The organism is Novosphingopyxis sp. (assembly GCF_965218915.1).
In the GTDB taxonomy this organism is placed as follows: Bacteria; Pseudomonadota; Alphaproteobacteria; order Sphingomonadales; family Sphingomonadaceae; genus Novosphingopyxis.
The window spans coordinates 1,551,399-1,577,637 of sequence record NZ_OZ244708.1 but is presented as its reverse complement, the minus strand read 5'-3'; the positions used below and the strand labels follow the sequence as shown (position 1 = coordinate 1,577,637).

The 26,239-nt window shown below is 62.4% G+C and carries 26 protein-coding genes; 7 read left to right on the top strand and 19 right to left on the bottom strand.

Features of this window, described 5'->3' with window-relative positions; genetic code table 11:
- Positions 1-23 precede the first annotated feature (23 nt).
- Positions 24-1,775, bottom strand: coding sequence for a DUF885 domain-containing protein (locus tag ACOQPC_RS07255; RefSeq protein WP_420607968.1), 1,752 nt, complete (start codon positions 1,773-1,775; stop codon positions 24-26).
- Positions 1,776-2,008: 233 nt separating this feature from the next.
- Here ACOQPC_RS07255 and ACOQPC_RS07250 point away from each other — a divergent pair, with 233 nt between their 5' ends.
- The 3 genes from ACOQPC_RS07250 (at position 2,009) to ACOQPC_RS07240 (ending at position 5,269) form a co-directional block, all read left to right on the top strand.
- Positions 2,009-3,391 carry an MFS transporter gene (locus tag ACOQPC_RS07250; RefSeq protein ID WP_420607967.1) on the top strand — a complete coding sequence of 461 codons (1,383 nt, stop codon included), beginning with the start codon at positions 2,009-2,011 and terminating at the stop codon, positions 3,389-3,391.
- Positions 3,388-4,308, top strand: coding sequence for a cysteine synthase A (cysK, locus tag ACOQPC_RS07245; protein WP_420607966.1), 921 nt, complete (start codon positions 3,388-3,390; stop codon positions 4,306-4,308). Before ACOQPC_RS07250 ends, cysK begins: the two co-directional genes overlap by 4 nt.
- A gap of 127 nt (positions 4,309-4,435) precedes the next feature.
- Positions 4,436-5,269 (top strand): aspartyl/asparaginyl beta-hydroxylase domain-containing protein, encoded by an 834-nt coding sequence (locus tag ACOQPC_RS07240; protein WP_420607965.1) that lies wholly within the window; start codon positions 4,436-4,438, stop codon positions 5,267-5,269.
- A 20-nt stretch (positions 5,270-5,289) separates the two neighbouring features.
- Here the strand turns inward: ACOQPC_RS07240 and ACOQPC_RS07235 are convergent, their stop codons facing one another.
- Entirely contained in the window at positions 5,290-6,108 is an 819-nt protein-coding gene (locus tag ACOQPC_RS07235) for an LD-carboxypeptidase (protein WP_420607964.1), read from the bottom strand.
- 52 nt (positions 6,109-6,160) lie between these two features.
- Between ACOQPC_RS07235 and ACOQPC_RS07230 the strand changes: the two genes are divergently transcribed.
- Positions 6,161-7,558, top strand: coding sequence for a UDP-N-acetylmuramate--L-alanine ligase (locus ACOQPC_RS07230; RefSeq protein WP_420607963.1), 1,398 nt, complete (start codon positions 6,161-6,163; stop codon positions 7,556-7,558).
- A gap of 44 nt (positions 7,559-7,602) precedes the next feature.
- Here ACOQPC_RS07230 and ACOQPC_RS07225 read toward each other — a convergent pair whose 3' ends face one another.
- Genes ACOQPC_RS07225 through ACOQPC_RS07215 form a run of 3 tightly spaced genes read right to left on the bottom strand, consistent with a single transcriptional unit; the run spans position 7,603 to position 9,964 of the window.
- Entirely contained in the window at positions 7,603-8,544 is a 942-nt protein-coding gene (locus ACOQPC_RS07225; RefSeq protein ID WP_420607962.1) for a Rieske 2Fe-2S domain-containing protein, read from the bottom strand.
- 32 nt (positions 8,545-8,576) lie between these two features.
- Positions 8,577-9,188 (bottom strand): hypothetical protein, encoded by a 612-nt coding sequence (locus ACOQPC_RS07220; protein WP_420607961.1) that lies wholly within the window; start codon positions 9,186-9,188, stop codon positions 8,577-8,579.
- Positions 9,185-9,964, bottom strand: a complete 780-nt coding sequence (locus tag ACOQPC_RS07215) for a MerR family transcriptional regulator (RefSeq protein WP_420607960.1) — start codon at positions 9,962-9,964, stop codon at positions 9,185-9,187. The genes ACOQPC_RS07220 and ACOQPC_RS07215 overlap by 4 nt, the downstream gene beginning before the upstream one ends.
- Before the next feature lie 426 nt (positions 9,965-10,390).
- Here ACOQPC_RS07215 and rpsF point away from each other — a divergent pair, with 426 nt between their 5' ends.
- From rpsF to rplI, 3 genes are read left to right on the top strand one after another with little or no spacing between them, the layout of a single operon-like run.
- Positions 10,391-10,798, top strand: a complete 408-nt coding sequence (gene rpsF, locus ACOQPC_RS07210) for a 30S ribosomal protein S6 (protein ID WP_420607959.1) — start codon at positions 10,391-10,393, stop codon at positions 10,796-10,798.
- Positions 10,799-10,801: 3 nt separating this feature from the next.
- Positions 10,802-11,026, top strand: a complete 225-nt coding sequence (rpsR, locus tag ACOQPC_RS07205; RefSeq protein ID WP_420607958.1) for a 30S ribosomal protein S18 — start codon at positions 10,802-10,804, stop codon at positions 11,024-11,026.
- A 12-nt stretch (positions 11,027-11,038) separates the two neighbouring features.
- Positions 11,039-11,725 carry a 50S ribosomal protein L9 gene (gene rplI, locus ACOQPC_RS07200; RefSeq protein ID WP_420607957.1) on the top strand — a complete coding sequence of 229 codons (687 nt, stop codon included), beginning with the start codon at positions 11,039-11,041 and terminating at the stop codon, positions 11,723-11,725.
- Positions 11,726-12,009: 284 nt separating this feature from the next.
- Here the strand turns inward: rplI and folE are convergent, their stop codons facing one another.
- The 14 genes from folE to ACOQPC_RS07130 all read right to left on the bottom strand — a co-directional run bounded on the left by folE (position 12,010) and on the right by ACOQPC_RS07130 (position 26,210).
- Positions 12,010-12,630, bottom strand: coding sequence for a GTP cyclohydrolase I FolE (gene folE, locus ACOQPC_RS07195; protein WP_420607956.1), 621 nt, complete (start codon positions 12,628-12,630; stop codon positions 12,010-12,012).
- Positions 12,631-12,691: 61 nt separating this feature from the next.
- Positions 12,692-14,524, bottom strand: coding sequence for a DEAD/DEAH box helicase (locus ACOQPC_RS07190; protein WP_420607955.1), 1,833 nt, complete (start codon positions 14,522-14,524; stop codon positions 12,692-12,694).
- Positions 14,525-15,065: 541 nt separating this feature from the next.
- Entirely contained in the window at positions 15,066-15,785 is a 720-nt protein-coding gene (locus ACOQPC_RS07185; RefSeq protein WP_420607954.1) for a hypothetical protein, read from the bottom strand.
- A gap of 4 nt (positions 15,786-15,789) precedes the next feature.
- Positions 15,790-16,632 (bottom strand): hypothetical protein, encoded by an 843-nt coding sequence (locus ACOQPC_RS07180; RefSeq protein ID WP_420607953.1) that lies wholly within the window; start codon positions 16,630-16,632, stop codon positions 15,790-15,792.
- A gap of 72 nt (positions 16,633-16,704) precedes the next feature.
- Positions 16,705-16,842, bottom strand: a complete 138-nt coding sequence (locus ACOQPC_RS07175) for a hypothetical protein (RefSeq protein WP_420607952.1) — start codon at positions 16,840-16,842, stop codon at positions 16,705-16,707.
- A 121-nt stretch (positions 16,843-16,963) separates the two neighbouring features.
- Positions 16,964-18,181 carry an ABC transporter permease gene (locus tag ACOQPC_RS07170; RefSeq protein WP_420607951.1) on the bottom strand — a complete coding sequence of 406 codons (1,218 nt, stop codon included), beginning with the start codon at positions 18,179-18,181 and terminating at the stop codon, positions 16,964-16,966.
- Positions 18,178-18,801: an ABC transporter ATP-binding protein gene (locus tag ACOQPC_RS07165; protein ID WP_420607950.1), complete on the bottom strand. Its 624-nt coding sequence runs from the start codon at positions 18,799-18,801 to the stop codon at positions 18,178-18,180. Before ACOQPC_RS07165 ends, ACOQPC_RS07170 begins: the two co-directional genes overlap by 4 nt.
- A gap of 95 nt (positions 18,802-18,896) precedes the next feature.
- Complete coding sequence (locus ACOQPC_RS07160) at positions 18,897-20,318, bottom strand: efflux RND transporter periplasmic adaptor subunit (RefSeq protein WP_420607949.1); 1,422 nt, start codon at positions 20,316-20,318, stop codon at positions 18,897-18,899.
- A gap of 78 nt (positions 20,319-20,396) precedes the next feature.
- The gene (locus ACOQPC_RS07155; protein ID WP_420607948.1) at positions 20,397-21,386 is read right to left on the bottom strand and encodes a hypothetical protein; all 990 of its coding nucleotides are present in this window, start codon (positions 21,384-21,386) and stop codon (positions 20,397-20,399) included.
- 449 nt (positions 21,387-21,835) lie between these two features.
- Positions 21,836-22,144, bottom strand: a complete 309-nt coding sequence (locus ACOQPC_RS07150; protein WP_420607947.1) for a hypothetical protein — start codon at positions 22,142-22,144, stop codon at positions 21,836-21,838.
- A gap of 137 nt (positions 22,145-22,281) precedes the next feature.
- A complete protein-coding gene (locus ACOQPC_RS07145; protein ID WP_420607946.1) occupies positions 22,282-22,995 on the bottom strand; it encodes an ATP-binding cassette domain-containing protein in 714 nt (237 codons plus the stop codon).
- Complete coding sequence (locus ACOQPC_RS07140) at positions 22,992-23,984, bottom strand: hypothetical protein (protein ID WP_420607945.1); 993 nt, start codon at positions 23,982-23,984, stop codon at positions 22,992-22,994. The genes ACOQPC_RS07145 and ACOQPC_RS07140 overlap by 4 nt, the downstream gene beginning before the upstream one ends.
- A 51-nt stretch (positions 23,985-24,035) precedes the next feature.
- Complete coding sequence (locus tag ACOQPC_RS07135; protein WP_420607944.1) at positions 24,036-25,892, bottom strand: RiPP maturation radical SAM C-methyltransferase; 1,857 nt, start codon at positions 25,890-25,892, stop codon at positions 24,036-24,038.
- 36 nt (positions 25,893-25,928) lie between these two features.
- Positions 25,929-26,210 (bottom strand): hypothetical protein, encoded by a 282-nt coding sequence (locus tag ACOQPC_RS07130; protein WP_420607943.1) that lies wholly within the window; start codon positions 26,208-26,210, stop codon positions 25,929-25,931.
- Positions 26,211-26,239: the final 29 nt, after the last annotated feature.

Sequence of the window (26,239 nt, the reverse complement as noted above, 5' to 3'; positions counted from 1 at the left end):
ACGCACCCGCCCCGACTGCCCGCTCAGAACACCGCGCGCGGCGTCGGCTCGTTCAGCATCGCGGCGCGGACCATCGGGATCGGCGGGCCACCATAGCTCAGGAATTCGTCGTGGAACGCCTTCCATTTGCTGCGATCCCCCTTGGTCCAATCCTCGCGCAGCTTGCGGATCATCAGCTTGCCCATGGTGTAGTTCAGATATTGCGGGTCATAGGTGCCGCGCGCCGCCTGCTGCCGGGCGTTGCCCTCGTCCTGATAGCATTCGCCCCGAAACAGGTCGTAGCTCTGCTCGACCGTCATGCGGCCGGTGTGCAGGCGGATCGCGGAAAGGTAGCGGCAATCGCGCAGCAGCGCGTTGGAGAGCTGCCCGATATGCGTCTCCGGATCGCCGCCGTTCAGCCCGGCGTCGTACATCATCTCCTCGCTGTAATGCGCCCAGCCCTCGGCAAAGGCATAGCCGACGAACAGCTGGCCGAAGATCGAATCGGAACGGTTGGAATGGAGGAAGTTGAGGAAATGGCCCGGCCAGACTTCGTGGACCGAGGTGAACAGCAGGTCCTTGACGCCCGGGATATAGGCCGCGCGCGTCGCCGCGTCCCAGTCCGGATCGGGCGGGGAGATGTAATAGACGCTGGGCAGGCCGGTCTCATAGGGTCCGGGGATGTCGATATAGGCCGAATTCTGCCGGTTGTAGGGCGGCGATTCCTCGACCTTGGCCTGCTCGGTGCCGGGGATGGTGACGATGTCGTGGTCGATCAGGAATTGGCGCAGCTGAGGCAGCTGACGGCGCGCCTCGGCCACCGGGCCGCCGACGGGCTTATCGGCGCCCATCCTGGCGATGCAGTCCGGGATGGTCGCACCGGGCGCGAACTGGCCGCAGGCCGCGCGCAGCGCCGCCTGGTTGCGCCCGAGGTCGGCCTCGCCGATCGCCTCGAGTTCGGCCAGCGGAGTGTCGACGCCCTCATTGGTCAGGATCATCTTGGAGAAATTCGCCCCGCCGAGGGAAAAGCCGCCCTTGGTCGCGGGCTTGGACCCGATATAGTCGCTGAGGTCCTTCATCGCGGCCGACGCCTTGGCGGTGGCCGCGTCGAACTCGGCCTGCAGCGCGGGGTCCTTGACCTCGGCAAAGGCGGTCTTGGCGTCGCCGGTATAATAGTCCGCGAACCCGCCGAACCCGGCCTGGCCGTATTTCACGAACGTCTCGGGCAGCGGCAGCTTGATGTTGCGCTTGATCTGCGCGGCGGCGGCGGGGACGTTCTGGGCGTATTTGACGAACGCCTTCATCCGCGTCGCCGCATCGGCATAGGGCCGCGCGATATAGACGTTCGGATCGAGCCCGCCGACGTAGAAAGCCGGATTGCGGTGCGGAAAGTCCGCATCTTCGATGAAGAACAGCTGCCCCTCGGCCACATGGACCAGATAGTCGCGCTCGAACTGCTCCTTCGGCGTCAAGCCGGTGAACGCCTTGGCGTCGCGGATCGTGGATTTGAGGAAATTGACCTGCGCGGCGAGGCCCTTGGCGCTCCAGTCCGGCAGCATGCCGTCATATTGATGCTTGCCCTGATAGACCGCGCTGTTGGGGAACTGGTTGAAATAGCCGGTCAGGAAAGCCTCGCGGAAATTGACCCATTTCCCGGCCTCCAAGCTCGGCGCGGTCTGCGCGGCCGAGGCCGGCGCGGGCGGCGCGTTGCCGGCGGTCTGGCAGGCGGCGAGCGCGCCTGCGGATACGGCCAGCGCGGCGATGGAGCGAAGCGTAAGAATCCGGATCGATGTCATGGGCAAGATCTCCTTCGCGCGAAAGAGTGGCACAGAGACGCGGCGAGTCCAAGCGGTCAAACGGTTCGTCATGCCAGCGAAAGCTGGCATCTCGCCTATAGCACCACCGCCCGAGACCCCAGCTTTCGCTGGGGTGACGAACAACAGGCGCGCGCGGCCAAGCCAGCCTGCCATTCCGCCAACCAAAGCCCGCATATTGCGCCGCCCCGCCCTCACTCCCATAGAGCGCTAAGATGAACGCCCCCCACCCCTTCCGCATCGCCAATTACCGGGCTTATTGGCTCGGCCGGCTGTTCAGCATGCTCGCGGTCTATGCGATGATGCTGATCGTCGCCTGGCAGGCCTATAATCTGGCGCGCGAGACGATGGGCATCGCCGGCGCCTCGGCGCGGCTGGGGCTGATCGGGCTCTTGCAGTTCGTGCCGCTGTTCTTTCTGACGCCGGTGACCGGCTGGGTCGCCGATCACTGGGACCGGCGCTGGGTGGTGCGGATCGTGCTGATGGCGCTGGCTTGCATAGCGGGCGCGCTGGCGCTGCTGACCTATGAAAACGCCATGAGCCTGACCCCACTGTACGGCATGGCCGTTCTGCTCGGCACGGCGCGCGCGTTTCTGGGCCCGGCGCAGGGCGCGCTGGCCCCGAACCTCGTGCCCAAGGAGGTGCTGCCGCAGGCCATCGCGCTGTCGACCATCGCCTGGCAGTTCGGCGCGCTGGTCGGCCCCGGCATCGCCGGGCCGCTTTACGGCATCGCGCCGCATCTGCCCTACACGCTGTCGGCGATCCTCTACACCGCGTCCGCGCTGTGCATGTTCCTGATCGGCCCGGTGCCGCGCAGCGCGCCCAAACGCACCGGGCCGATCGAGCAGATCGTCGAGGGCGCGCGCTATGTCTGGCGCAACAAGCTCGTCTTCGGCGCGATCACGCTCGATCTGTTCGCGGTGCTCTTGGCGGGCGCCACCGCGCTGATCCCGGTGTTCGCGCGCGACATCGTCGATCTGGACCGGTCGGCGGACCTGATCGGCGGACCGGTGGGAGACTGGGTGCGCGGCAGCCCCGAACATGCGCTGTCGCTGCTCGCCGCCTCGCCGGCCGTCGGCGCGGCCACCATCGCGGCGATTTTCAGCGTCGTGCCGCTGAAATCCAATGTCGGCATGAAGATGCTCGCGGCGGTGTTCGTGTTCGGCCTTGCCACCATCGCCTTCGGGCTGTCGACGCTGCTGTGGTTTTCGATGCTATGCCTGTTCGTGGTCGGCGCGGCGGACATGTTCAGCGTCTATATCCGCCAGTCGCTGATCCAGCTCAACACGCCCGACGACAAGCGCGGCCGGGTGGGCGCGGTATCGCAGCTGACCATCAGCGCGTCCAACGAGCTCGGCGAGGCCGAGTCCGGTTTCCTCGCCGCGCTGATCGGCCCGGCCTGGGCGGTGGTGGCGGGCGGCATCGGCGCGATGGCGATCACCGCGGTCTGGATCAGGCTGTTTCCGCAGCTCGCCGCCGCGCGCACCTTTGACCCTTCGGACGAAGTGATCGCCGCCGAGCCCGGCGCAATGGAACGAGCCACCGCGCCGCCGGTTGAATCGGAAACGCAACGCAAGCCGGAGGGAACGTCCCCATGAAAGCCGCCAATATCCTCGAGACTATCGGCAACACCCCGCATATCCGTCTGTCCAAGCTGTTCCCTGACCATGAGGTTTGGGTGAAATCGGAGCGATCCAATCCCGGCGGATCGATCAAGGACCGCATCGCGCTGGCGATGGTCGAAGCGGCGGAGAAAGACGGGAAGCTGAAACCCGGCGGCACGATCATCGAACCGACCTCGGGCAACACCGGCGTCGGCCTCGCCATGGTCGCGGCGGTCAAGGGCTACAAACTGATCCTGGTGATGCCCGAAAGCATGTCGATCGAGCGGCGACGGCTGATGCTGGCCTATGGCGCCAGCTTCGATCTGACGCCCAAGGAAGGCGGCATGGGCGGCGCGATCAGCCGCGCGGCCAAGCTGGCCGAACGGACCGACGGCGCCTGGGTGCCGCAGCAGTTCGAGAACGCCGCCAATTTCGAGGTGCACAAGCGCGCCACCGCGCGAGAGATTCTGAACGACTTCGCCGATGCGCCGATCGACGTGATGATCACCGGGGTCGGCACCGGCGGCCACATCACCGGCTGCGCCGAGGTGCTTAAAGAGGCCTGGCCCGAGTTCAAGGCCTATGCGGTGGAGCCGGCCGGATCGCCGGTCATTTCGGGCGGCAAGCCCGGCCCGCACCCGATCCAGGGTATCGGCGCGGGCTTTATCCCGGAGAACCTGCACACCCGGTCGATCGACGGCGCGATCCAGGTCGAGCCGGAGGACGCCAAGGAGTGGGCGCGCCGCTCCGCTTCGGAGGAAGGCATCCTGGTCGGCATTTCCTCGGGCGCCACGCTGGCGGCGATTTCGCAGAAGCTGAAAGACCTGCCCGCGGGCACCCGCGTGCTCGGTTTCAACTACGATACCGGCGAGCGCTATCTCTCGGTGCCCGATTTCCTTCCCGAGGAATAAAGCCAGTGGAAATAAGGCGATAACCCTGCCTTCAAAAGCCATGCTTCGTTCCAAAATTCGCCACAATTGATGCCGAGATGAGTTCTCGGGCGGGGATTTGATTTGAACGACAATCCGAGAGCGAAGCATGGCCAGCACCCCGATCGACAATTCGGCTTTCGTACCAACAGCGTCCGTTGGCCCGCAGGAACCCAAACGGTCGTTTCTGTTCAGGTTCTTCCAGAAGCACCGCCACGCGCTGAACGACTGGATGGCGGGTTTCTCGCGCATCCCGAACAGCCCGGTCATGGACCCGCGCGCGTTCGAGTGGACGGCGGAGCTATCGCGTCATGCCGACGTGATCCGCGAGGAAGCGATGGCGATCTATCGTCACCGCGACGCAATCCCGCCGCTCAAAGAGCTTTCGCCCGATCATCACGGTATCGCCACCGACGACAGCTGGCGCAGCTTCTTCCTGATCGGCTACGGCCAGCGAATCGCCGAAAACATCGCGCGCGCGCCGCGCACCACCGCGCTCGTCGAGCGCATTCCCGGCCTCAACAGCGCCTTCTTCTCGATCCTGGCACCCGGCGCGGTGATCCCGCGCCACCGCGGCGTCACCAAGGCGTTCATCACCGCGCATCTCGGCCTCAAGGTGCCGCGCGACGCGGCCAATTGCACGATGGAAGTCGACGATCAGCGCGTTCAATGGCGCGAAGGCGAATGGGTCGTATTCGATGATACCTATGAGCATGAGGTATGGAACAATACGGGCGAAACCCGCATCATCCTGCTCTGCCAAGTGGCAAGGCCGCTGCGTATGCCGGGCAGCTGGCTGGCACGCGCGATCATGGCCTATGTCCGCGCCAGCCCCTTCGTGCGCGATGCGACGCGCAACCTCGTCGGTTGGGAGGAGGCGTTCAAGCGGGCGGAGGGCAATGTTCCGGTGGCCGGGCGGGGCCAAGCCTGCGGGCAAGGGTGAACGGATTTTTGGGTGGACGATCAGAGCTCCCCGAACGGCACCACCCGGTTGTCCGCCGCATGGCCCACCTCGGCACGCCCCAGATAGGCGATGCCCGAGCGCGCGCACCAGTCCCGCGCGATGTCCTCCGCGCTCGAGCCGAAGGGCCGGTCATTTTCGGGCACCGCGTTGACCAGGCCCAACCTGATCCCCGCCAGCCCGGCATCTTTCAGCACCGTCGTCAGGTGAAAGAACAGCCGGTCGACCGAATAGAGATATTCCGCCACCTCCTCCACGATCAGCACATGGCCGGTCAGGTCCGGCATCAGCGGCGTGTTGGTCATCATCGCCAGCGTGATCAGATTGAACGCGGCATGTTTCGTGCCCGGCTCTAGCCCCGGTTCCAGCGCCGAAGCCTCGCGCCGCACCAGCCAGTCGAGCGCGCGGCCCACCGTGTCCGCGCCGCCATAGCGCGAAATGTCCGTCGGCATCGGGCCATGCGCCACCTGGCGCACCCCGGCGCGGTACAACGCGCCCAGCAGATAGCCCGCATCGCTATAGCCCAGATAGGTTTTCGTTAATGCCGGAGCCTCCAGCGCTGCGATCGCCTGCTCGGCAATGCGGCACGCACCATAGCCGCCCTTGGCGAACCACAGCGCCTCCAGCGTCGGATCGTTCGCCATCTGCACGAACGCGTCCAGCCGCTGCGCGTCGGTGCCGGCATAATGGCCGCTTTCGTAAAAACACTGTGGGTGAAAGATCAGTTCGGCGTCCGGATAATGCACCTCGGCCAGCGACCAGACCTTGGCCGCCTGTTCCTCGCTGAGCGGCGTGGATGGCGCGCAAATGCCGATCCTCATCGCGTTTCACTCCCGCATTGCCAAATTCGCGGCCCACGCATAGCGAGCGGGCATGACCAAGGCCAATTCCTATTTCTTCTGCGGTGTGGGCGGCTCCGGCATGCTCTCGCTCGCCTCCATCTTGGCAGCGCGCGGCGCCAGCGTATCCGGATCGGACCGGGCGCTCGATCAGGGACGCAGCGCGGATAAGTTCGACTGGCTGCGCACGAAGGGCATCGCCCTGTTTCCGCAGGATGGCAGCGGTTTGCAGAAAGGCCAGACGCTCGTCGCCAGCGCCGCGATCGAGGACAGCGTGCCGGACATCGCCGCCGCCAACCGGCTCGGCTGCGAGCGGATGACGCGCGCCGAGCTGCTGGCCGAGCTGTTCAACGCCGCCGAACTGCCGATCGCGGTCGGCGGCACCAGCGGCAAATCGACCGTCACCGGCATGACCGGCTGGATTCTCGCTGATTGCGGCCGCGACCCGACCATCATGAACGGCGCAGTGATGAAGAATTTCATCGACGAGGACGGCGGCTTTGCCAGCGCGCGCATCGGCTCCGGCGCGCCGTTCGTCAGCGAGGTCGACGAGAGCGACGGATCGATCGCGCTGTTCGATCCCACAATCGCGGTACTGACGAACATCAGCCTCGATCACAAGTCGATGGAGGAACTGCGCGCGCTGTTCGGCGATTTCGCGCGCCGCGCCACCCATGTGATCTGGAACGCCGACGACGCGGAAAGCGAGGCGCTGATCGAAGGGTTGCAGATCACCGGCGTCACCGGCTTCGGTTTCTCGGACGGCGCCAATTTCCGCGCCGTGGACGTGGTCGAAGAACCCTTCTCCAGCTGCTTCACGCTGGAGGCGCGCGGCAAGGGCTATCCGGTGACGATGCAGGTGCCCGGCCGCCACAACATCGCCAACGCGCTTGCCGCCATCGCCGCGGCCGAGACGGCGGGCGTCCCCATCGCGGACGCCGCCGCCGCGATCGGCCGCTACAAGGGTCTGCGCCGCCGCTTCGACGTGGTGGGTCAGGCCGATGGCGTCACCGTGATCGACGATTTCGGTCACAACCCGGAAAAGATCGCCGCCACCCTGCGCACGCTCAAAGCGTTCGAAGGCCGCCTGCTGGTCTTCTTTCAGCCCCATGGCTACGGCCCGCTGCGCGTCATGGGCGACGAACTGGCCGCTATGTTCTCCGAGGAACTGGACGCAGACGACCGCCTGTTCCTGTGTGACCCGGTCTATTTCGGCGGCACCACCGACCGCAGCGTGGGCAGCGCGGACATCGTGGAAAGGATCCAGGCGGCGCGCGGCACGGCGGATTATGTGGCGGCGCGCGCGGATGTCGGCGACCGGCTGGTGGGGTTGGCGCGGGCCGGCGATCGTATCCTGGTGATGGGTGCACGGGACGATACCTTGATCGACTTTACACAAGGACTGGTTAAGCACTTGGGAAACCGTGGATAAATACCGAACCGACTTCGGCGACGAGCCTTGAGGGTATCGAGTCTTCAGCTGCGGACGAGGACCGACCGCTTCATCTGAGTTGCCGACGCAGGATCGCGCGTGGCAGCGGCGAGCAGACGACGGGCCGCAAGGGTGGTGGCGTCGGCTTCGACACTGCGCTCGAATGCATCGCCCTCCGCGTCATAAGTCCGTTGCGCCGATTCCAGTACGAGGCGGTCCTGCGCGAGAATTTCGGGCTCTTCGGTAGACCAGAATGGCGGCTCGGCTTCAGTGACGGGTTCGCGCCGTAACAGCCAGTGCTGGATACACCGGCCCGGAATGGTCGGGACGTGATGCAGTATCAGGCGGAAACCTTCGCCGCCGCCGACCGTCACCCGATCCGGCAGATCGAAGCTTAGCAATGTCTCCGGCCCGCGCACGGTCAGGTTGGTGGCGGACATATCGAGTTCGTAGCGCGTGGGAACCAAGCCCACGGCCTGCGCCCTGAACCATTGGGGATGAAGTTCGGGATGGGTGAAGGCGGCATGGCAGATGTCGAGATTGTTCTCGATCGGCAGGATCGCCTCGCACGCCAGTTCGATCGCGCCCTGCAGCCATTGGAAACGGTCGAACTTCTCAATCGCCAGTGGACGATCGCCGGGTTCATCGTCGCCGGTCCACAGCCAGATATAGCCGTCCTGCTCGACACAGGGATAAGAGCGGATCTGCGTGTTCCTGATCCTCTGATCATCGCGAAGCGACGGGATATGGCGGCAGCGGCCCTCGCCATCGAACCGCCAGCCGTGATAGGCGCAGGCCATCATGCCATCCGCGATTGTACCGAGCGACAGCGCCACGCCCCGGTGAGAACAGCGATCATGCAACGCACGGGCATGACCGTCGGCATCGCGGAACAGAACGACGGGAAGGCCGTGGATAACGATCGGCACGGGCGCCTTGTCGAGCCGGGTGGTGGGGGCGCCGATATACCAGGCGTTTCGAGGCAATGGGACGCGATCCGCCTTTGTGTCGGGAGCCCTCACAGGCCGTGCTCGTCGGAAGATTTGAGAAAGCCCAGCCGCTGGCACGCGTCGAACACGCGGCGACCGTTGAAGCTGGCGAGCAGCATCACGCCGAGACTGGTCCATGCAACGGCAGTACGGATCGCGAGGGCCTGCGCCAGCGGGAAGGCCGACATGATCCACAGAAAAGCACCGGCACGAGCGACGAAATAGAGCGCCCAGGCAAGAGTGAAGGCGCGGAAGAAGCGGATCACCTCGGGCCGATCGGCAGGAATATCGGATTTGTGCTGCCGCGCGATCCGCAACACCAGCGGCTGCGGGCCGAGCGCGCCTAGCGCGAAGGCCCCGGCGGTTACGAGATTGATTATCGCCCCTTCGTAGCGGATCATGAAGGGCGTGCGCGCCCACAGGTCGATCACGCCGAACAGCAGCGCGGCGCCATTGGCGAACCACCAGAGCGGCGGGAACGGCCGGTGCGTTTTCAGACGCCATCCCCCCTCGCCCGAGATGAACAGCAAGGTGACGACGATCGCCGGTTTGACGCCGAAGGCCAGTAGCACCGTCCAGTAGAGCACCAGTCCGCCGAAGTTATGGAGCAATCCCTTGATCAGGGGCAGGACACGGCTCACTTGCCTTTCACCTTGCTTGCGTGGGCAGCCATCGCCGCACCGAGAAAATGCCAGCGCGTCGAATCCATCGGTAAGGAGGCGGCCAGTGCCGGGTCCGCGAAGCCCCCTTGCCAGAAGCGGGTCAACGCGCCGCGCATTTCGTCGTCGTCGCCCGTCATGCGGACGATCAACGCCGATGCCCTGCGGCCGAGTTCCATGGCATGCGGCGTGTCCGGGGCATCACCGACGATTTCGTTCAGTTCACGGTATAGCGCGTTCCATTCCGCCTCGACCGCCGGAGCGATCCTGGCAAGGCGGCGCTGCTGATCCGGGGTGAATGTCTCCGCCGACAATTTCTCCAATGCCGGCGTCCAGCGCAGGCGAAACGGTTCCGACCGCGCCAATTCCGCCAGCGCAACCGGGTCGATCTCCTCCCCAGCGGCCACGCGGTCGCGAGCGCTGGCGATCAGTGCCAACGCCTCGTCGATTCGGCGACGTTGATCCGTCAGAGCCTGTTCCTGAAGGTCCAGGACTGCCGCAAGATCAGGCGAACGGTGGGCCAGAAGTTCGCCGATCCGGGCGATCGTCAAGCCGAAACGCCGTAGCAGCAGCACGACATGCAGTCGTTCGCATTCTGCCTGGCCATAGGTCCGCCAGCCGCGTTCGTCCCGGACCGGTCGGATCAATCCTGCCTTTTCATAAAGGCGCAAGGCCTTGATCGTGATACCGAAACGACGCGCGATATCAGCCGCGCCATCGGGAAACTGCACTTTGGACGGCCGTTTGGTTCTCGTCATGCAGCCGCTTGTAGGGTCGCCCCTTGGGGACGACGCAAGCATTTTTTCGGCACCCGCGCAACAGGCACGTCTGGTGGCGAAAGGATTGCGTGATCATGACCGGTGAGCAACCGACAGCGGCCATGCAATCCTGCGCTTGCAATGTAGGAAAATTCGTGCGCGTGCCGCTGCGATGGCGGCCCGTCCGGTGCTGACAAATGTAGGACATATCCCTACGCGATTCCGCAACAGCATCTCGTTCACTTTGTAGCCTTTGAAAAATAATGTTGCGCGAGCCTCCGCCCCACCGGCCTTGCTTTCCCCGCGCGCTTGCCCTAGACGCGCCGCTTCCGCCGGGGGCCTGCCCTGCCGGAAATACGAAGAAAGCCGGAGGGGCGTTCCGCATGGTGCGGCGTCAGCGATCGGTGGTAGACAAGGATATATCCCATGCCGTTATACGAGCATGTGTTTCTGGCGCGCCAGGATCTGAGCCAGGCTCAGGTCGATACGCTGGCCCAGAACGCAACCAAGATCGTCGAGGACAATGAGGGCAAGGTCACCAAGACCGAGACCTGGGGCCTGAAGTCGCTCGCCTACAAGATCCAGAAGAACCGCAAGGCGCATTACGTCATGCTCAACATCGAGGCGCCTCCGGGCGTCGTCGCCGAGCTGGAGCGCCAGACCCGCGTGAACGAGGATGTGATCCGTTATCTCACGATCCGCGTCGACGAGCTGGAGACCGAACCTTCGGTCCAGATGCGCAAGAGCGACCGCAGCGATCGCGGTGATCGCAAGGGCGGCCGCGATGGTGGGCGTGATGGCGGCCGCGGTCGCGACCGGGACGAGAGGAACTAAATCATGGCACGACCCTTTTTCCGCCGCCGCAAGACCTGCCCGTTCAGCGGGGCCGATGCGCCGAAGATCGATTTCAAGGACGTGAAGCTGCTGCAGGGATATATCTCCGAACGCGGCAAGATCGTCCCCAGCCGGATCACCGCGGTGTCGGCCAAGAAGCAGCGCGAGCTGTCCCGCGCGATCAAGCGTGCACGCCACATCGGCCTGCTCCCGTACGTCGTGAAGTAAGGAGCAGAGCCCATGGATCTCATTCTACTGGAACGCGTCGAGAAGCTCGGCACGATCGGCGACGTGGTTACCGTCAAGGACGGCTACGCCCGCAATTTCCTGCTGCCGGGCAAAAAGGCCCTGCGCGCCAACAAGGCGAATCGCGCGGTGTTCGAGGCCAATCGCGAGCGGATCGAGGCGGACAACGCTTCGAAGCGCGGCGAGGCCGAGACCAAGTCGAAGGACGTCGACGGGCTGGAAGTGACGCTGATCCGCGCCGCCTCCAACACCGGCCAGCTTTACGGTTCGGCCTCGGTGCGCGATATCGAAAACGGTCTCAACGATCAGGGCGCCGAAGTCACCAAGTCGATGATCGTGCTCGAGCGTCCTATCAAATCGATCGGCATGTACGACGTGCGCGTCATGCTGCATCCCGAGGTGGTCTCGACTGTCAGGGTCAACGTCGCGCGTTCGGATGACGAAGCACAGCTTCAGCGTGACGGCGTGGACGTCATCGCACAGATGTTCGAGGACGACCAAGCTGAGCTGCGCCAGCTTGCCGCTGAAGTCGCTGGCGATGGCGACAGCGAAGGCGAAGAAAACGCAGAGAGCGCGGCCGATGCCGCCGAGGTGTTCGAGGAAGCCTCGATCGATCAGGCCGAGGACGGCACCGCTGCGAAGGACGAGGGCACCGGCCCGCCATCGGATGCCGACGCATGAACCGGGCTTAATCTATAAGAGTGTAAGGAAAAAGGCGCGGGAACCAGTGGTTCTCGCGCCTTTTCATTGGGCCCTTCCGGGCCTTCCTGGCGGGTTTGAACGCGCTCAGACCGTTGTAGCCATCGCGGCAATGACGGCGAGCAGCGTACCGCCGGACATGATGAGGGGGAGAATATTCTTGAGCATTTCGACCCTTCCGTTGATCAAGCCGTCGGCTTGATGCCGCATTAACGGAATAGTCAGAATTGGGTTCCCTACTCTTGTTCAAAGTCGGCAAACCGCGATCAATAGCCCATCAGGCTCATCACTTCGGTGCGGCTGCGGTCGTCGTCGAGGAAGCAACCCAGCAGCCGGCTGGTGACCATCGACACACCGGGCGTACGCACGCCGCGCGCGGTCATGCAGCTATGGCTCGCCTCGATCACCACCGCAACACCGCTGGGACCCAGCTTGTCCTGGATGCATTGCGCAACCTCGGCGGTGAGCCGCTCCTGCACCTGCAGGCGCCGGGCGAACCCGTGAAGTACACGGGCGAGCTTGGAGATGCCCACCACCCGGTCGGTCGGCATATAGGCGATATGCGCCCTGCCGATGATCGGCGCCATATGATGCTCGCAATGCGACTGGAACGGAATGTCCTTCAGCAGGACGAGCTCGTCATAGCCGCCAACTTCCTCGAACGTGCGCGCAAGATGGACCCCGGGATCTTCCTCATAACCCTGACAATATTCCTTCCACGCCCGGCCGACGCGCTTGGGGGTATCGAGCAGGCCCTCACGCTCCGGATCGTCCCCGGTCCAGCGGATTAGCGTACGGATCGCGTCCTGCACATCGTCCGGCACCTCGATCCTGCCATCCGGCGCGCGCACCAGATCGCCGTCCACCGCATGATCGAAATCGCTCATCTCGTGCTCCTTTGTCGCCGCCTCGCGCTATCGTCCAAATGGGGACGCTGCAAGCGATGGGCTATTTTTTGAAACCGCCGGGCTTCCTGCCGCCCTTGAACGTTTTCTTCGGCCCGCCCTTGCCCTTAGGCTTGAAGCCCTCGCGGCGCGGCGGCTTACCGCCCTCGCCTGCTACATTGTCCCCGGCCGCTGACCTGGCGTGCAGCTTGGCCCGGACCTTGTGCTTGTCGGGCTTGCTCTCATGCTTGGGCTTGCGCCCCGGACGCACGCGTTCAGCCGGACCGTCGGGCGAATAGCTGATCGCGATATCGTCGCGCTCGTCGCCCTCGCCGCTCCCGGCGGTGCGAGCCAGAGCCTGACCGAACTTGTCGGAGATGGCACGCGGCACCTGCACGAACGTCTCGTTCGGACCCATACGGATCGCGCCGACATCCTTCTTAGTGATATGCCCGCGGCGGCACAGCACGGGCAGGATCCAGCGCGGATCGGCATTCTGGTTGCGGCCGACATCCATGCGGTACCAAACGATATCCTCGAAGCCGGGACGGTGGCGTTCCTTCTGAGCGGCTTTGCGCGCCTCGGGCGTGTTCTCGATCAACTCCTCGGGCGCGGGCATTTTGGAACGATGCGCCTGGACCAGCGCCGCAGCGATATCCTGCGGGCTGCGTTCGGCAAGCAGCCGCTCGGCAAGCGCGCGGTCCTCGTCCTCGAACTCCACCGGTTCCAGCAGCGCCTCGAGCAAACGCTCATGATCCTGCCTGCGGATTTCATCGGGGCCCGGCGCCTCGATCCATTCGGCCTCGATCTTCGCTCCGCGCAGCATCGATTCGACGCGGCGGCGGCGCGGATGGGGCACGACGATGATCGCGGTGCCCTTGTTGCCCGCGCGGCCGGTCCGACCGGAGCGATGCTGCAAGGTCTCCGCATCGCGCGGGATTTCCGCGTGGATGACCAGGCTGACGCTCGGCAGATCGATGCCGCGCGCGGCCACGTCGGTCGCCACGCACACCCGCGCGCGGCGGTCGCGCAGCGCCTGCATCGCCTGGTTGCGCTCGGACTGCGAGTGCTCGCCCGACAGCGCGACAGCGCCGAAGCCGCGCTCTTGCAGCGCGGCGTGCATGCGGCGCACGCTCTCGCGCGTGGCGCAGAAGACGATCGCCGTCTCCGCTTCGTGGAAGCGCAGCAAATTGACGACGGCATGCTCGATCTCGGACGGCGAAACGGTCACCGCCTGATAGGCGATGTCGCCATGGCCGCGGTCCTCGCCGACGGTGGAGATGCGCAGCGCGTCGTTCTGATAGCGTTTGGCCAGCCCCACGATCGCCTTGGGCATGGTGGCGGAGAACAGCAATGTGCGGCGATCGTCCGGGGTCGCGTCGAGGATTTCCTCCAGATCGTCGCGAAAACCCATGTCGAGCATCTCGTCCGCCTCATCGAGCACGGCGGTGCGCAGCGCGGACAGATCAAGGCCGCCGCGCTCCAGATGATCGCGCAGACGCCCCGGCGTGCCGACCACGATATGCGCGCCCTGCCGCAACGCACGGCGCTCCTTGGACGGGTCCATGCCACCGACACAGGTGCTGATGGTCGCGCCCGCTTCCGCATAGAGCCAGGCAAGCTCGCGACTCACCTGCAGTGCAAGCTCGCGCGTCGGCGCGATCACCAGCGCCAGCGGCGCGGCGGGCAAGCCGATGCGCATCGCGTCACCCAGTAACTCGGGCGCCATGGCCAACCCGAAGGCAACCGTCTTGCCGGAGCCGGTCTGCGCGGACACGATGAGGTCGCGGCCTGCGGCCTCGTTTTCCAACACGGCAGCCTGTACCGCGCTGGGATCGGCATAGCCGCGTTTATCGAGCGCCTGCATCAGCGATGCGGGTAGTAATGGAAAGGGCATGGGCCTCGATTATGTCTGCACCGGCACCGAAAGCCGGTTGGGAGATGGAACGGAGTCATTAGCCGACCAGAAAAGGCTCAGGCGGTACCCGTTTGTGAATGCGTATATAGGGGCAATCGCCGGAGAGAAAATGGTGCGCCCGAACAGTCCGTCCGGTCCGCTAGAAACATGTCGATCAACACGGTGTTTGCGCGCTAATTGAGGGAGCAACAACGGTTTTCAAAAAAGCGCCATTCAGCCTTAGCGCAAACGACCCATTTGCCTGTCACGCCCCGCCTGAACACAGGACAGGGGCTGCTTATGAAATCCGCATCGAATTTGCGCCGACCAGGCGACTTCGGCAAATCAATTTCGCGGCGGTCTGTTCGTGGCCCAGGACGGCGGCAATGGTAACGGAACCCAGAATTTAAATTCGTATCAGGTAACGACATCAGGGCAACGATACCCGAAGCAACCGGACTAGCGACTAACATAGCCATATAGTGGTCCGATGCCAAATCGACCATTTCGATACCGGACGTTCGGTTGCCGGGACCAATAGCTAGGAATCGACGAATGCGGTTGCCGAATTGGTTTCGTTCGGCAGCGACCATGGTCGGTCCGGCAGGCTCGCGCCCGCGTCGGTATGGATCTTCCGTTCGATGGTGCCGTTTTCTTCATCTACCGAATACTGGACCGAACGCCGCATTTCGCGCGCCGGTATGAGATTGACGGTCACGGAGAGCGTTTCGGGAAACAGTTGCGAATGGAAGTCGAGGTCGCGCTCGACATACATCACCGTATCGCCGTTCAGCCCGAAAGTGCATTCCGGCTCCAGAATTACGCGCTCTCCGACCTGAAGGGTCTGCGCGTAATCCTTCGCCCCGTACATACGGGTCGTGTAACCCGAACCCAGCACGCAAATCGAGAAGAACGAAAAATCATGATTATGGCATTTCTCGATCGTTAGGAAATCGCGATAACCTGCCTGCCCCGCCAAGGGATGCGAGGCAGGAAACCACAGATTTGCCCGCATCCGGAATTGCTTGCTCTCGTAGAGGTAAAAGGACTGCGTGCCGCGCATGATCGGCCATTGGCCCCCGCCGACATGCTGTCGGATGAGCGCGCGCAAGGCCTGGTCATTCTTGCGGAACGCACGCATGAGCCGCGCGATGGCGCTGCGCCGTTGTCTCCAGTCCTGCTCAAATTCGCCATGGATCGCCTTGACCGCGTTCTCGAAGGACAGGTCCGGTATCGGATCGTCGAAGTCGTAAAGCTGCATCGGGTCAGGCCTCGATGGCCGCAAGGACACGCTTGGCCTTGGCCTTGAGCGAGAGGCTGTCGCTCGCCGCGACCCGCTCCATGAACGTGCGCACGTCGTCACGGTCCGAATTGGCCAGAGCCTGCGCCATCTTCCACCGGGTGGCGATATGGATGCTGTCGTCCGTCAACCCACCGCGAAGCAGGTCGCGGACAATGTCCAGTTCTTCGTAGGCGTGCCATGGAGCATCATGCTGCGAACCTGCTATGAGGCACCGGGCAAGGTCGGTGAAGAAGGATTGCGAGGTGGGCACGAGACCGCCCATCGTCAACGATTCCAGTTTGCCGCTGTCGGCATCGAAACTAGCCATGACCGGCGTTACCGGAGGTCCGAGGAAACGAAGCAGGACGGATTCGGGTCCGGGGTCCGCGACGATACCGGTCGTAAGGCCGGGTTGCATGAACACCCAATCTCCCCGCGTCAGGGGATGGGCTTCCACCTGTTGCAAATGCACGGGCTGGTCGAAATAGTCGGCATCGATCGGCCGGGACAGCGCATAGCCGCGATAGTTCAAGGCTTCTCCGGCTGACACGATATACATCGCGGTTGGCGATATAACGGAAATGGGGGCAAGCCGGTGCTTGAAGAACACCATGACGTCCACCTGCCAGCCCGCATTTTCATGGACCTGCGCCATGCGCATCTCGTCTTCGGAATAGAGCAGAGTGCCGCGGTCGAGTTTGGTGCGTGCCCGCGCAATGGCTTCGTGCATGCGAACGTCATCGACGATCGCCGCCGTCAGATCGTCAGGAAGCGGTGTCAGCGTCTGCGACAGATGAGCGCAAGCTTGGTCGAAGATATCGGTCATCGCCTTGCCACATCAGCGCTGCGGGTCATGGGAAGATGATGCGGCCCCCAAACGAGTCGGAGGCCATCGCGATTATTGTGCGGGGGACGTTTCCTGAACGATGATCCAGACGCCGGCCACTACCACAACCGGCAAGTGAAGCACGGGCTCATTGACGCCGCCGGGACTGATTTCAAAGTCGAGGTCTTCGATGACTAGATCGCGTTGCATCAATTTTCTCCCTTATCGGCCTCTACTATGCAAAGCCGGCCCAAGGGTAGCGTATACTTCGATCGAGTCAATGGCGCACGACCCGATCTTGCGAGACGATATAGAGCGTTGCAACCCTGCATTAGAACGATCGTAACGCATCCGTCGGCGACAGCCGCGACGCCCGGATCGCGGGAATAATGCCGAAAAATACGCCCGTGGTAATGGCTATCGCAACGACACCGCACAAATTCACTACGGTAACCGACAGGGGCCAGTCGGGAAGTTGCGCGCTGGCAATGCCAATTCCGACCAGCGCGACGAGGACGCCCACGACGCCGCCGATCACCGAAATGACGACCGCTTCGATCATGAACTGGTTGCGGATGTCGTTCACCGTCGCGCCCAGGGCGCGCCGGATGCCGATTTCCCGCGTGCGCTCCCCGATCGAAGCGAGCATGGTGTTGAGGACCCCGATACCGGCCACGAAAATGGCGATCGAGGCGATGAGCGACATGCCGATCCGTACCGCTCCCACCGCCTGCCGAACCTGCTCCAGCTGTTCCTCCATCGAGCGGATATCAACGGGCGATATGTCTTCCGCTTGCTTACCGCTGCGCCGCGTAAGGGTTGACAACACAGCCTGTCGGTTTCGTGCCGGATCGCCGCCAGCGAACGTCACCCATATGCTGTCGACCCGGTCGAACGCCTGGTCGTCCTGCCCGGCGATGCGCCTCTGCGCGGTCCGCAGCGGCACCACGATAATGTCGTCGGGATCGCCGCCAATACCCGCGGCCTCCTCTTCCAGCATGCCGACGATAGTCAGGACCACCCCGTTGACGCGGATCACCTGGCCGACCGATGCACCCCCGGCAAACAGCTTTTGTAAAACAGTATTCCCGACCAGGGCGACGCGTGCCCCACTGCGGTATTCGGCTTGCGTGAAGCTGCGGCCGCCCGCGATGGCCATTCTACGCAGGTCGAACATGTCGCTGTCCAGACCGGACAGGCTGGTGCGCACGGTCTCTCCGTTCGCTCGCGCGCGGACCGGTTGCCGCACCTCGCCGCCCGCCAGCATTACCGTCGGCACGTTCGCCTTCAGATAATCGGTATCGCGCGCCCTCAAGCGGAACGGAACGCGTCCCGCTGCCGCGGTGTCGGTCGGGGTGACGATCAGCAGGCTGGCATCATAGCGTTCCAGCTGGTCATGCACGAGACCGCCGAGACCGTTGCCGATCGCCCCGATCAGCGTAATCGCCGCCACCCCGATGGCCAAGCCGAGGATAGTGAGTCCCGAGCGAAAGCTGTTGCTACGCAGCGAATCCAGCGCCGAACCGATGGACAGGCGCCGCGGACTCATTGCCGCCCCGCGCTTTCGTCCGAAACGATGCGCCCATCGGCCAAGGTGACGATCCTGCTCGCATGGTTGGCGATCTGACGATCGTGAGTCACCATCGCCACAGTGAAGCCGCTGCGGCTGAGATCGAGACACAATGCCAAGATATTCGCGCTCGCGACGCTGTCGAGCGCGCCGGTCGGCTCGTCCGCGAACAGCACCGCCGCCCCCAGGACCAGCGCCCGGGCGAAGGCCACGCGCTGCTGCTGTCCGCCGGAAAGCTCGTTGGGCTTGCGCGCGCCCAGTTCGGCCAGGCCCACCTTGGCGAGGGCCACGTCCGCGCGGCGACTGGCTTCGTCCCGTCCAAGGCCAGCATAGACGCAGGGCAGTTCGACATTGGCTTTGGCCGTCAAGGCGGGCAGTAGGTTGTAGCCCTGAAAGACGAAGCCGATCTTCCGGTTGCGCAACCGCGACAGCGCGTGATCCGACAAACCGCCGACGGCCTTGCCCTCGATCGTCAGCGTGCCGCTCGTTGGAGTGTCCAGCGTGGAAAGGATATTGATCAGCGTGCTTTTACCCGAGCCCGACGCGCCGAGAAAAGCGATGAACTCGCCCGCGATCAACCTGATGTCGATATCGCGCAAAGCCTCGACTTTGCCGCCCGCACTCGGATATGTCTTGCCGAGGCCGCGTCCCTCGATAACGCTATTCGGAATTGTTTCTGCTTGCTCCCCGGCAATCATGTCTTACGCCGTGCGGTTGCCAGCTGATCGCCGACACCCAGCTGCGACGAGCGGATCACGAGCATCGTGTTGGAACGGCCGACCACTTTCACGGGAATGCGCCGAAGTCGCCCGTCGCGCACGACATAGACGCACGGTTCCTTTTCCTCTTCTTGCGCTTGCTCGGATGGAACGAAGGCGAGCGCGACCATGGGAACCCACAGTGAATCTTTCGCCATTTCCGGCAGGAAGCGCGCCAAAACGCTCATCCCGGAATAAAACTGGCCGTTGGTGTTTTGGATATCGACCAGCACCTTGTAGCCGGTAATACCGTCCTGCTCGACCGGGGCCTTCAGAATCTTGTCCAGCGTCCCTCTGAACGACTGGTCCGGCAACGCATCGACGGAGAACGTGACCGGTTGCCCTTCGCGCAGGCGCGCGATTTCGGTCTCGTCCACGATCACCTCCAGTCGCATCGCGCCGAGATCTTCCGCGATTTCGAACAGGTCTTCGGCCTGGAACGCGGACACGACGGTCTGGCCGGGTTCAGCCCGGCGAGCCAGCACCGTGCCCGATACCGGAGAGACGACCGTGGTGCGCCCGGCCTCGTCCTTCGCCTCATTGAGCCGCGCCCGCGAGGCCGCAATCCGTGCCTCATCGCCCGCGGCCTGGGCCCGCGCGCCCGACAGCGCCGCCCGGCGCGCATCCAGTTCCGCCTGGCCCGCTTCCAGATCGGCGCGCGACAGGAAACCGCGATCGTACAGCGCTCGGCGCCGCGCAAAGCTTGCGCGCTGTTCCTGGAGCCGAGTCTCGGTCGTCGCGATGGCGGACCGCGTTTGTGCGGACCCGGCGTAGGCCTGACGCAATTCGGCCCCCGCCTGATCGACCCCGGAACGGATGCTGGGCGCGTCGATCCGGGCGAGCGGCTGCCCCGCTGCCACCACATCGTTGATATCGACGAACACGGCATCGATCCTGCCCGACACCTCGGAGGATACCCGTACCAACGAGCGCGGCACGATCTTTCCGCTGGCGAGCACCGCCTGGCTTCCCGGCGCGGCCTCGACCGGCGCCAGGACATAGCGGTCCCCGGGCGCCGATCCCTGCCATGTTTCCACCGTTTGCCAGACATAGAACAACATCGCGACCAGGCCGATCAATCCGGCCACTGCCACCGTGACGATCCACCGCTTGAATTTGAGAATTTTTTCATAGGCCGATTCATTGGGCTTGCCCATCACTGCCCAAGCCATCGCCGCTATCCACGGGGTGAAGAACAGCGTACCCGCCAGGTTGACCAGCGCGATCTTGCGGCGGTCCGGAAGACCGCGCACAACCGCGATCATGGTCGGCAGCATGATGACGAGTGGCAGCAGAATGACCAAGAACGAGATCAGCGTAGCGTGTTCGCTAAGGATCCGTGACAGGTTCGAATTCATTTCAATCTTTTACCGCCGCCGCAATTGATCTCGCCCGGCAACGCCCCCGGGAGAAGCTATGCCATACGGTAGTTCGTCCTATCCGACGTCAACCTCAATATCCAACAATTCCGCCTGCAACAAACCGAGCGCCCACTTGCCCGTTTCGTCGGACGGGGTGATCTGTGCGAGCTTTTGCGGCAGGTCGATGATGCGGTCGCTTTCGCTAAAGGTCGTTTCGTCATCCACATGCAAGGCGGAGTAGAGGAGATGGCACCGTTCCAGCTTCGCCATATCGCCGAACGTCGGGCGGGAAAAATGATAGGTGCAGAGAATGTCGAGCTTGGCGGTGTCCAGCCTGCCCGCCGCTTCGAAGTCGATGGCGTATATCTTTGCGCTCGCCGTCTCCTCGACGAAATTGGCGATCTTGGCATCGCCGACATACAGCCCCGCCCCATGGATGGTGTCGAGCACGGCCAGGCATTTCTCGACATGCCCCCGCGTCAGCGCTCCGTCGGTGCGCAACGTCTGCAGGTTCTGGCCGTCGATCCGCTCCATGATCAGGACATTGCGGTCTCGAAATTGCCGGTAGTCGGCCAAGGCCGGCGCGACCGTGGCAATCCGACGTTCGTCGAGCAGGGCGAAGAAATCCGCCTCCCGTTTCAGCAAAGCCATGCCGTCGCGCCCGTCCGGCAGCACTTGCCCTTTGCGATAGCCGATTTTCAGGATCAGGTCGTTGAAGGCGTCGGCCTCGAGGTCGAACGCGGCGAAGATGCCGCCCTTGCCCCCCTGGCTCAATGTCTCATAGACCGGATAGCGCGATAGGAACGCGTCGAACGCCTCGTCCGTTTCCGTGTCTTCGCTCAGGACCGACAGCGGATCGGGAATATGGTCGAAGATCCAGCGCGCGGGTTTGCGCCGGTCGTCCGCATAATCCTCGCCGGCCAGCTCGATCGTGTCGCCGTGAAACGCGCCGTAGCGGTAGGAGAGCGGCAATTCTCCCCCTAGCGGCTGAGCAAACGGAACCTGCGGCGCGGTGTCGGCAAACGCACGCAACCGGTCCTTGAGTTCGGCCGCCACGGAGCGCAACGCAGCATCCTCCGCGAAATAACCGACAATATTCTTACCAACTTGGCAATAGCCATATAAGCCGGCATTCAGTTTGCGAAAAACCTTGTCGGAACAAGCATATTTGCTCGGCACGCCATGCCGAGCGAACACTTCACGAGTGATCGCCAGCGTTTCCAGATAATGGGGAAGCGATGCCGATACATATAGCTTCCATCCCTGCGGGACTGAGACCGGCGGTCCATCGGTATACCATTTGCCTTTAAATGGAGCGGCTCGATGTGCTGGAGCCGGAACTTGCAACGGGCGGTAGAATCCTTTCATCAACAACCTTTGCTATCACCATAAAGAAAGGGCGGCAGGTTGCTCGCGATCTCTTTAACGAGCAATTCAGACCGCCCATCTGCAGCACCACGACGCATCGGGCGATCCGTCTCGGGCATACATGAGTTTTTTGCCGTTCCGGTTTATCAATAGGCGGAACTTGCGAAAATCAGGATCGTCACCGTAACGGTAACCGTGATCGTCATGGCCGTTTCACGGTCGTTCATCGGGAGTGACTGCACCAAATCATCGTTGTTGGCGATGAACTGAACCAAGCCTTCGGCTCGCTCTTCATCGCTCTTACCTTGCAGCTGCTTTTTCAACTCGGCAAAGCGTTCCGGATCGGCTTTGATCTGCTGCACGACCTTCAGCACATTGGCGCGTGCTTCCTTCGGATCAATATACGGGGCTTTTTCAAGCGTGTCCGCAGCCTCGATTTCGGTCATCTTGTTCATCACAATCTCCTTGGGGCTTGGAGCGCGACTTAACCGCGCACTGGAATTTAATACCATGTTTAAACCACCACGCCAAGTTTAAAGAACGGTCACGATCCAATTACAAGGGTCATAAAGAAAAAACAAAGCAACCCTATCTAATAATTTTCGCGAAGAACTTGGATCATTTCATTTTCGAATGATAAAACATTATTTCTCGAATCTTTCAGTCGCTTTTCATCTAATGTCAGTGCCAGAAAGCCGTTCGCCAAGAGTGCGCCCCGGTCACACGACATCGCTAATGTCGCCAAGTCGTGCACTGCGGTGATCAGCGTCCGCTCCGGATTGACCCATTCGCGGAGGGCAATTCGCAAGTCGAAGGCAGCGACCGGGTCGAGCCAGTTGAACGGCTCGTCGAGAATCATCGTGTCGAGACCGCTCGCAAAGGCGCAGGCAACCGCCACCCGCTGACGCATCCCGGCGGAGAACGTCCCGATCCGTCGGCTATTCAGATCGTTCAGGCCCAGTGGCTTCTGAAGAAATGCGACGTGCTCCTGCCAATCCCGCGAAAGAAATGCAAAGACTTCCGCCGGCGACAAACTCGTCGGAAGCGATTCCACGGTCGGCGCAAAGCCGATACGCTCGGCCCTGCCGAAACGGCTGCTGGTCATATCCGTCCCATGGATGCAACACTGTCCATCCTCGAAGGCAAGTCTTCCCCCGATCGCGCGCAGCAGGCTCGTCTTGCCCGACCCGTTCGCGCCGATCAGTCCAAACCAGCCTCCCTGCATGATGGTAAGCGAGACGCCATGGATCACCCTGCGCCAATCGCGCTGCACCGTGACCCGGTCTAGAACGATGGCCGCGCTCACCGGAGCAGCCAAGTCACGCGGTTGGCGCGGACGCCTAGAAATATCAGCAGAGCAACCACAATCGGAACGATCATCGGAGGAACCGTGATGGCGATGGTTATGAGGAAAAAGAGGATGAAGATCATCAACAATTCGCTGGTTCGAGGACCATGGAGCCGCAGCAGGGCAATCTGCAGCGCGCGATAGATGAAGACCAGCACAGCGGCAGAAGCGGCCAGCGCGGTCAACTGCAGATTGCGGGCGATCAGCGTCGCCGCAATAAGCGCCGCCAGAATTAGCGCTGGACGCAGCAGAAACCGCCGCACCGTGGCCAGATAGCTATCCCCGGACAGCCGCAGGAAGTTGATCGCGCCCGCATTGTGCGATGTCGCGGCCATGCCATAAATCGTGCAGGTGAGCGTCGCAACGGCAATACGCGCGCCCGTTTCGACCGGGGCGAATGCCACCGCCAGGATAACGAGCAGCGCCATTGGTCCAAAGCCCGTCGCCATGCGCCCGCGCCACTCGTTGATCTGGACACCTTGGCGCAACCATTCTTGCAAGGCCAAACCGAAAGACCTGACGTTCTCGTGAAGCACGAGATGGACGACGAGTGCAACGGAAGCAAAACTCGCTAAGCCGACGAGGATCGCACTCTGTTCGATGAGCAGCGATGCGGTGACGGCTGCGGCGGCGCCGAGCATGATCGCCCCCATGTGAAAGCCGAGCCGAGTCCGCCCGTCGAGCGCATCCCTAGCGATCGGGGAATCGCTGGCGAGGCTCCGCAACCTCAAGGATGCATAGGCTTGCACGCCAAGGCCCGAGAGCCCGGCGAACACCACCACCAGAATCGTCGCATAGCGAGACGGAAGACGCGTCGAAATGTCCGCAATGAACATGATCGCGAAGCAGATCAGAAGACCGACCGCCAGAAAATCCTTCCAGCTTGCGAACAAACGCGTCGTAATGCGGCGAACGATGGTTCCATCGTAACGAAACAAGCTATTCAAGAACCAAGCCGCGTAGCTTTGTCGATCATGAGCGCCGTGCTAAGCACGAAATCACGCAGCGTCAAATTCCATATTCAAAGCGAAATGACGAGCCGCGACTTTCGCGAGCGTCTGCACATACCCGCTTTCGATCAGCACCCAGCTTTTCTCGTGCCATCGCCGAAGCAGGTTCGCGACGGCCTCGCCCCCGCCGAGCCGTGCGACCAGTCCGGGATCATCGCGCTCCAGGCCGGCGACGAACCTGCGGTGGACCGACAGCTCGTCAAGACGCCGCATCAACAGCGCCTCATCCATGTCGAGCTTCGATACGACCGGCTCTTCGCTGGCGCGGGTGTCTGTCAGAATAGCGCCGCTGCCGGGATGATATGCGATCAAGAAATCGGCACCACGGGCATTGGCGCGCTTCCAAGTTTCGACTGCCTTGCGCAAGGCTATGGTCGCTGTCTCCAACGCCTCGTCGCGCGGCTCGATCACCGTGTAGTCGAACCGGTAGACCAAGCGATCGCGGACGGATTGCTCGACCGGAAAGACATGTTCATACAAAGTATGCGCCCCATTTATTTCAATGCCCATGGCGTGAGGATTGTCGAAGAATGGGCTAAACCGGTGCACCTCGAAATAGCCGATATTCGACGGCGCTTGGAGGTGATGCAACTTGGGCACCAGCTCAACCATCGCGCGATAGCTGTGTGCCTGTTCCCTCGGAAACCCGTTGATGATGCTCCATCCGACCTTCATGTCTCGCTCGCGACAAATGCGCAAAGTCTGGATGTTTTGAGCCGAGGTCACCCCCTTGCGCATCAGTTTCAGCACATCGTCGTCGAGGCTTTCTATGCCGGGCTGTATCCAGTTGACGCCCGCATCGGCGAGCTGCTCGATCTGAGCGCGCTTCATGTTCGATTTCACTTCGTAAAAGATGTTCCAGTCCTTCTTGGCCTCGGTCAGTTCCGGCAAAAAAGTCTTAAAAAAGCTCAGCGGCATGATAAGGTCGACCGCAAAGAAGTCTTTCATATCGTAGCGATCGGCATATTCCTGCAACTCGTCAATCAATCCCATGGAGCCGCGCTGGCGGTACTTGATTATTTCGTTCAAACCACAAAAAGTACATTGCGCCTTTTCGCCGTACCAGCAACCACGGCTGCTCTCGAAAGGAATATAGACGTTTTTAAGCGACAGGGTTTTGAGGGGTTCTATGCGCGCAAAATAATTATCGAACCGCAAAACGCCGCGCGTGCGTTGCAATTGATGCAGTGGTGCGTCAGCACTGGACCTTATGGTTCCGCTCTCGCGCCAGCTAATGCCCGGCACCGCCTGATAGGCTATAGACCCGCGCATTGCATCGAGCAGCACTGGCAGAACGGTTTCCGCTTCCTTATGAACGACAATGTCGATCTCGGGGCAAATCTCCATCAGCGCCTGCCCCATCTCGTCGGCGCAGCTCGCTCCGCCAAAGATAATTGGCAGATCGGGATGGGCGGCGCGGATTCGCTTGGCCAGCGCCATCGAGGCACCTGTCTGCGACGCGGTGAGAGAAAAGGCTATGGCATCAAACGAAGCCCAATCGGTTTGCGCAAAGACTCGATCCAGAAATTCTGCGATCAGGGGCTCGGCGAACAGAAACAGATCGCGTTCGAACTGGTCGTTCGCCAAGCCGAAATTGGGCAGCGACGCGACCGGCGCAGGATTGTCGAAATATGCGCGCGTGAATAGGATATCGGCCAGATATGGATTGGATGAGGAAATCTCTCGGTATAGACTGACTCCGAAAAGATCGTGAAAATCGGCATAAAATTCGAAAGCCTCGGACGCGATGCCATGTTCTTGAAGCACATCGCTCACGATAGCGAGTTGGATGGATGGCATCTGCGCCATGAACCACGGCATGCTGACAAGAGCGAATGATTGCACGATGCGGACCTTTCGAACTTCGGCTGGAACGGCGTCTTACGCGATCGGTTTCGCCCGTCCGGCAGCGCGATAGAACAATTGAGCGTCGAGCGATTGCAGCCCGGTGCGGCACAGGGAGTTACGCTGCGCGGTGAGTTCCTCTACCGACAATTTGTCTAAAGAACCCAGCAGAAGATCGACCAGTTCGTCCTCCTCTGTCTCTTTCTCTGCATCCTGATCCAACGGCTCCTGTCCGCACCCGTAATCGCCTATGTTTCGCGCATAAATTATGGAGTTCAACATGGACACCATGGTACGGCAGTTTTCAACGGGGTTCATGGCCACTCTTTTCAGTAGAACGCGAAATT